Here is a 6,540-nt window from a genome sequence, read left to right as displayed (position 1 = left end):
GCACCCAGACTCGATGAGCACCCGCGCCGTCTCCACGGCCGCCGCAGAGGGAACCGCCAGGATGCCGATGCTCGCATCGAGCGGACGAGGGAGGGTGGCCACGTCCTCGATCTCGAGATCTGCGAGACGGCCGCCTACCTTCTGCGGGTTGCTGTCGAAGATGCGAGTCACGTGAAAGCCCCACTGCCGAAAGCCCCCGAAGTTCACCAGGGCGGAGCCGAGGTTGCCCGCCCCGACGAGAACCACGAAATGGATGCGGTTGAGCTGCAGGATGTTCGAGATGCGCTCGAGGAGGTGGGTCACCACATACCCCATGCCCTGCACGCCGAACTCCCCGAAATAGGAGAGGTCCTTGCGGAACTGGGAAGCCTTCATGCCCGGGATCTTTGACGCCACGTCTTCTGAAGAGATGATCTCGCGATCTCTGTCGCGAAACTCCGAGAGACACCGGTAGTAGAGCGGAAGCCGCTGAATGGTGGGCTCCGGTATCTTCGTGAACTTCTCCATACGCGGTTGGTTGGTTCGCGTCCCCATCTTCCCCCCCCTGCATCGCGGCCTTCCGCGATAGACGCCTTGTCAGCTCAGCCAGTCCCTCGCAAAGATCTTCCAGTCTGCATCGCTGGCGAGCCCCTCACGATAGAGCAGAACACGCACACGCTCCGGCGCGTAGGCCTCCATTCCTCGCCGAACCCCTCTCAGCGCCGACTCGAGGGACTCCGGTGGGCCGTTGTCGAGCGACGTGGCAGGCAGGCCGAGTAGGAGAGCCTTCGCGCCGACGAGCTCCATGGCGGCCTTGGTGCTGCGCTCGCACCACTGCGCGTACTTGACGGAGCTCTGTGACGCTCCTTGAAGTGAGACCTCGACGTCGGCGCACGTCTCCGTCAACCCGCGAACGAGCGCTCGTCGATCGAGCCACGGCACACGCAGACGTACGCCGAGCGCCTGAGCCGGACATTCCCGTCGCACAGCGCGAACAAGTTCGAGGAGCGCACCGTCTTCTTCAGGAGGCTCGACGCCGGGATCGATCATCACCGCGCTGAACATCTGGAAGAACCGCAGGCTATAGGTGAGGTTGCGGACAAACGCCCGAGAGAGCACGCGACACTGCCCGTCGGGAGAGGTCAGTCGAACCCAGGCCGTGCATGCGAACGGGTGCTTCTGCTCGCGGCCCCACCGCTCCGCCTCGGTCACGAAATCCTCGCCCGCGCGCGAGAACCTCACCGCGCCATCGTCAGCGGCCTCGCCGCAATCAAAGAGCAGCTTGTAGGCAGACAGGCGCCTCATCTGTGCGAAGAACGGAGCGTACTGATGGCGGGAAGCGCCGTCTGACCAGGCAGGAGAGAGATAGACCCCGTGGCCGAAGGCGCGGCTCGGGTTGCCGCGCCCGAAAAGCCCCGCAAGCGCCCTGAGCACCGACAAGGTGAGATGTCCCTTCGAGAACGCCGTTGCCGCGCGTGGGGCGCTGCCAGCGATCAGACCCGCGTCAACCCGTTGGCCAGCCGTGCGGAGGAGAGACAGGTGAAGCACTGGCGACCGACCTTGAAACTATATCAGAGAGTGCTGGTCATTTCAAATGCTTCAGGCGCGGCGTGCTTCACAGGCAGACCCCGCATCACGTGAAGGAGTGGCGCGGCGCGTCGGAGAAGCCCCGCGCCGCACATCGCTCCCGAATGATCCGTGCGGATCGACGGGCCGCAATCTTCTGGAGGACTCTCCCGATGTCTCTCAAGGTCTATGTGAACGGCGCCTACGTCGACAGCGAAGACGCCAAGGTGTCCGTGTGGGATCACGGCTTTCTCTATGGCGACGGCGTCTTTGAGGGCATCCGCGCCTACGGGGGACGGGTCTTCCGACTCGAGCAGCATCTCGAGCGGCTCTATGAGTCAGCGCTCTCCATCCGACTGACGATTCCCGTCACGCTGGCCGAGATGCGAGAGGTGGTTCTCGAGACGTGCCGACGCAATCACATCGTCGACGGCTACATCCGCGTCGTCATCTCGCGCGGCAAGGGTGATCTCGGCCTCGACCCGCGCAAGTGCGCCAGCCCGTCGGTCGTGGTCATCGCTGACAAGATCAAGCTCTACCCCGAGGAGAAGTACACCCGCGGGCTGCGCGTGATCATCTCTTCGGTGCGCCGCACCTCCCCCGAAGCGCTCGACTCGAAGATCAAGAGCCTCAACTACCTCAACAACATCCTCGCCAAGATCGAAGCCAACACCACCGACGCCGACGAGGCCGTGATGCTCAACAGCAATGGCTTCGTCACCGAGTGCACGGCCGAGAACATCTTCGTCTACAAGAACGGGGTGCTCCGCACCCCTGGGCGCTATGTGGGCATCCTCGAGGGCGTCACGCGGGGGGCCGTGATCGACCTCGCGCGGCGCAACAACATCCTCGTCGAAGAGACCATGATCAACCCTCACGACCTCTACGTGGCCGACGAGGTCTTCCTGACGGGCACCGGCGCCGAGCTCGTTCCGGTTGTGAGCATCAGCGGCAGAAACGTGGGCACCGGCGCCCCAGGCCCGGTCTTCCAGCGCCTGCTCAAGGAGTTCCGCCACCTGACCCAGCAGGAGGGGACCCTGATTCACAGCGACGTGGCGCTCACGTCGGTGAGCGCCAGCGACCTCGCAAGCGAATGAGGAGCTCGCTGCCCCGTGGGAAGCGCTATCCGTATTGACAACCCGTGGGGCACGAAGTAAACTATGAGGGCCGTCAGGGCTCGACCTTGACGGAGCTGCTTCCGCCTCCCGAAAACAGGGCGGTTGCGGAGACGCCGGGGCGTAGCGCAGCCTGGTAGCGCACAGCGTTCGGGACGCTGGGGTCGAAGGTTCAAATCCTTTCGCCCCGACCACGTCATCAGAGGGCCGACGAAGATGTCCTGCATCGTACGTCGGCCCTCTTCTCTTTTGCGAGCCGCGTCGCCGAGAATGACTTGCCGGCTCGAAAGACGAAACTGCAACGCATGGTTCGGTCGATTCGCCTCGCAGCGCTCACCTGCATCATCGTCTCGTCGCTGCTTCGCCATGCTGCGGCCCAGCAACCGGTTCCCCTCGAAGATCTGCTGCTGTGGCAAGATGCGATGGTGCTGTCTCGCTACCAGAGCACCTATCTCTGCGATACCCGGTACGACGGTGCGCTGCGACGCATCAGCCAGCGCCTCAATCCCCATCTCGCAGAGGTGTTCCAGAGCGCCCAGCCCGTTCAGTACTATGTCTTCATCGGTCAGATGGGGTTCAACGCGCAGACCTGGCACCACCTGATCATCTTCGATGCGCTCCTGCTCGACACGCTGCGCAAGCTCGCCGATGGCGTAGCCGTGTATGGCACCACGGAGTGCGACTACGTTCGAAGGCTGGCGGTCTATGTTGCGCAGGTCGACCAGGCCAAGAAGACAGGTCGGCTCACCCTCCGCGTGACAGGGGCCGACAACCCCTATCGGCTGCCGACCCTGTGGGGCATGACCCCTGCCCAGCGAGACCGTGCCGATGTCCTGTTCGACGAGATGCTGGCCAGCTGGATGGCCCACGAAGGCAGCCATGCGTTCCTGCATCACAGCCGAGAGCGCGCGGAGGCGCAGCAGCTGCTGCAGATGTACAGCCAGCAGACCGATTTCACGTCAGACTCCATGCAGCGCTACATCAGCACCTACCTCGGAACGAACACGTCGCGCCAGAAAGAGCGTGACGCCGACGAGCATGGCGTTCGTCTCATCGTGAAGAGCGGCTACAGCATCGAAGGGCTGCTCCGCTCCCTCGAGTTCGCACAGATGATCGAGGTACTGACAGGCGAGGCACAGGTGGTGAACCGCACCCATCCCACCCCTGCAGAGCGCATCAGCCTGGCGCGCCAGATCGCCGAAGACGAGAGCACGGCGCGCTGATCGGCAGCGAGGCTACTCGCCGGTGGCGATCTGCGACTTCACGATGGCTTCGGCCTCACGCCGATCCATCCAGATGCCCTCACGCTGGTAGACGACGAAGCGAAGGTAGCCAGGCAGCGACATGTAGTTCGCTTCCAGGCTGAAGGGGCGGCGATCGCCCACATAGGGCTGCACCTTCGGATCGATCACGGATTCAGGCGCGGCCTTGCACGGATCGCACAAGCCCGCGAGCATGACGAGAGCAAGCATCAGGAACGCTGCCAGTCGTCTCATGACGGTATCCTCCTCTTGGTTGTTCAGGGGGTCCCATGCTCGTGCTACCCCCGCAGGAGGACCGTGAACATCACCCCTCAGACGGATCCGTCAGTGCCCTCGACCGCAGCTTCCGGCGCTTCTTCCGGCGGCCCTTGCGGCGCCTCGAGCGCGTTCAGCGGGGACCAGGTCGCAGGATCAGGCTTGAGAACGAGCGCGCCAAGCGGCGGTATCGTCACCGATATGGAGAACGGACGACCATGCGACGGCACGGCTTCGGCGCTCACCCCGCCGAGATTGCCGACGTTGCTGCCCCCGTAGGCATCGCCATCGCTGTTGAGGATCTCCAGGTACTGGCCATCGCGGGGCACGCCGATGCGCCACCCCTCCCGCACCACGGGCGTGAAGTTGAAGAGACAGACGATGAAGTCGTCTGAATCCTCCGCTCTGCGAATCCATGAGACAACGCTGTGATCGTAGTCGTTGCAATCAATCCACTCAAAGCCCTGCCACGACGCGTCGACCTCGTGCAGCGAGCGCTCATTGAGATAGAGCCGACCGACCTCGCGGCTGAAGCGATGCATGCCCTGATGGAACGGGTGCTCGAGCACGTGCCAGTGCAGGCTCTCGGCTTCGAACCACTCCTGCACCTGACCGAACTCGCCTCCCATGAACATGAGCTTCTTTCCAGGGTGGCAGTACATGTACGCGAGGGAGACGCGCAGATTGGCGAACCGGCGCCACTCGTCGCCTGGCATCTTTCCAACGAGCGATCCCTTGCCGTGCACCACCTCGTCGTGCGAGAGAACGAGCATGAAGCTCTCGCTGTAGGCGTACACCATGGCGAAGGTGAGCTTGTTGTGATGGTACTTGCGGTGAACCGGATCGAGCTTCACGTATTCGAGGAAGTCGTTCATCCACCCCATGTTCCACTTGAAGTCGAACCCGAGCCCCCCCACGTACACCGGGCGGGTCACAAGCGGCCACGAGGTGGACTCCTCTGCGATGGTCACCGCCCCGGGATGGCGTTCGTGAACGATCATGTTGGTGTGCTTGAGGAACTCGATGGCCTCGAGGTTCTCCCGCCCGCCATGGCGGTTGGGAAGCCACTGCCCCTCATCGCGAGAGTAGTCGAGATAGAGCATCGACGCGACCGCGTCGACCCTCAGCCCGTCGACATGGTACATCTCGAGCCAGAACAAGGCGTTGCCCACGAGGAAGTTGCGAACCTCGTTGCGGCCATAGTTGAAGATGTAGGTTCCCCAGTCCCGGTGCTCGCCGAGACGAGGGTCTTCGTGCTCATACAGCGCCGTGCCGTCGAAGCGCCCGAGCGCCCACGCGTCGCGCGGGAAGTGGGCGGGCACCCAGTCGACGATCACCCCCAGCCCCTGCTGGTGCAGGTGATCGACGAACCACATGAAGTCTTCCGGGCTGCCGTAGCGGCTGGTCACCCCGTAGTACCCCGTCACCTGATAGCCCCACGAGCCGTCGAAGGGATGCTCCATGATCGGGAGCAGCTCGGCGTGGGTATACCCCATCTCGAGCATGTACCGAGCCAGACGGGGAGCGATCTCCCGGTAGCCCATGAATCTCGGCTTGCGCGCGGGGTCCTGCATCCACGAGCCGAGGTGCACCTCGTAGATGTTCACCGGCCCCGCCTGCAGCGACGTGGCGGCGCGGCGCTCCATCCAGGCGGAATCGCCCCACGTGTACCCCTCGAGCGACGTGACCACGGCGGCGTTCGACGGGCGGAGCTCGAACTGGAAGCCGTAGGGATCGGTCTTGGTGAGGAGCGCGCCGCCGCGCGTGCGCAGCTCGAACTTGTACAGCTCCCCCGGCCCGACGCCAGGCACGAACAGCTCCCACACCCCGCTCACCCCCAGCGAGCGCATGACGTGGCAGCGACCATCCCAGTGATTGAAGGCACCGACGACGCTCACGCGCTCGGCGTTGGGAGCCCACACGGCGAATGCAGTGCCCGGAACCCCCTCGATCTCGCGCGGATGCGCCCCCATGACGCGATGGATGTCGTGATGACGGCCCTCGTTGAAAAGATGCAGATCAATGTCGCCCACCGTCGGGAGGAACGCATAGGGGTCGGCACACTCCCACACTGCGTCGCCCGACACGAAGCGGAGGGTGTAGCGAACCGGACCCTCGGCATCGTGCCGAAACACGCACTCGAAGTACCCGGGTACGATCTCACGGCACGGCAGCGGCGTCTTGTCGACGCCAACAATCGCGGTGACCTCGCGGGCGTGTGGGTTGTAGACCCGGATGACGCGCGCCGGCGCGCCGGCGATGGTCGTTTCGTGCAGGCCGAGAATCGTGTGTGGATTGCCGTGTCGGCCCTGCAGCAGCAGGCCGAGCATGTCGAGCGGCACCGTGGGCTGCGATGAGTCGAC

General features: G+C 64.0%; 6 protein-coding genes and 1 tRNA gene. 3 read left to right on the top strand and 4 right to left on the bottom strand.

Going from position 1 to position 6,540, the window contains the following annotated elements; translation table 11 throughout:
- On the bottom strand, positions 1 to 507 hold a 507-nt coding region (locus tag EB084_17120; GenBank protein NDD29979.1), incomplete at its 3' end, for a redox-sensing transcriptional repressor Rex.
- A 69-nt stretch (positions 508 to 576) separates the two neighbouring features.
- Positions 577 to 1,527, bottom strand: coding sequence for a hypothetical protein (locus tag EB084_17115; protein NDD29978.1), 951 nt, complete (start codon positions 1,525 to 1,527; stop codon positions 577 to 579).
- Between the two features lie 191 nt (positions 1,528 to 1,718).
- On the opposite strand from EB084_17115, the gene ilvE reads away from it, so the two are divergent.
- The 3 genes from ilvE to EB084_17100 all read left to right on the top strand — a co-directional run bounded on the left by ilvE (position 1,719) and on the right by EB084_17100 (position 3,883).
- Positions 1,719 to 2,642: a branched-chain-amino-acid transaminase gene (gene ilvE / locus EB084_17110; protein ID NDD29977.1), complete on the top strand. Its 924-nt coding sequence runs from the start codon at positions 1,719 to 1,721 to the stop codon at positions 2,640 to 2,642.
- A 135-nt stretch (positions 2,643 to 2,777) separates the two neighbouring features.
- Positions 2,778 to 2,854: transfer RNA gene (locus EB084_17105), tRNA-Pro, on the top strand.
- 111 nt (positions 2,855 to 2,965) lie between these two features.
- The gene (locus tag EB084_17100; GenBank protein NDD29976.1) at positions 2,966 to 3,883 is read left to right on the top strand and encodes a hypothetical protein; all 918 of its coding nucleotides are present in this window, start codon (positions 2,966 to 2,968) and stop codon (positions 3,881 to 3,883) included.
- A gap of 12 nt (positions 3,884 to 3,895) precedes the next feature.
- On the opposite strand, the gene EB084_17095 is transcribed toward EB084_17100, so the two are convergent.
- Together EB084_17095 and glgB are read right to left on the bottom strand one after the other, a co-directional pair.
- Positions 3,896 to 4,156, bottom strand: a complete 261-nt coding sequence (locus EB084_17095; protein NDD29975.1) for a hypothetical protein — start codon at positions 4,154 to 4,156, stop codon at positions 3,896 to 3,898.
- A gap of 77 nt (positions 4,157 to 4,233) precedes the next feature.
- The gene (gene glgB, locus EB084_17090; protein ID NDD29974.1) at positions 4,234 to 6,507 is read right to left on the bottom strand and encodes a 1,4-alpha-glucan branching protein GlgB; all 2,274 of its coding nucleotides are present in this window, start codon (positions 6,505 to 6,507) and stop codon (positions 4,234 to 4,236) included.
- Between the last annotated feature and the right edge of the window lie 33 nt (positions 6,508 to 6,540).

This window comes from Pseudomonadota bacterium, from assembly GCA_010028905.1.
Lineage (GTDB): Bacteria > Vulcanimicrobiota > Xenobia > RGZZ01 > RGZZ01 > RGZZ01.
The sequence above is the reverse complement of the archived record's forward strand: the minus strand, read 5'-3'. Positions and strand labels throughout refer to the sequence as shown.